The organism is Corallococcus interemptor, from assembly GCF_003668875.1.
Classification (GTDB): domain Bacteria; phylum Myxococcota; class Myxococcia; order Myxococcales; family Myxococcaceae; genus Corallococcus; species Corallococcus interemptor.
The window spans coordinates 1-256 of the sequence record NZ_RAWM01000457.1 but is presented as its reverse complement, the minus strand read 5'-3'; the positions used below and the strand labels follow the sequence as shown (position 1 = coordinate 256).

The 256-nt window shown below is 84.0% G+C and carries 1 pseudogene; it reads left to right on the top strand.

From position 1 onward, the window contains the following. Positions 1–256 (top strand): annotated as a pseudogene (locus tag D7X96_RS39435) (vegetative protein); the annotation flags it as partial.

Below are 256 nucleotides of genomic sequence, written 5' to 3'. Positions count from 1 at the left end.
CGGTCCGCCGCCGTCCGGGCCGTCCGCCGAAGGCCGCCGCGCCCGCCGCGAGGGGTCCGGGCCGTCCGCCGAAGGCCGCCGCCGCGCCCGCCGCGAGGGGCCCGGGCCGTCCGCCGAAGGCCGCCGCGCCCGCCGCCGCGCCCGCCGCGAGGGGCCCGGGCCGTCCGCCGAAGGCCGCCGCCGCGGAAGACAACCAGGCCTGCGCCGTCATCGGCTGCAAGCGCCAGAGCCGCTCCAAGGGCTACTGCTCGGCGCA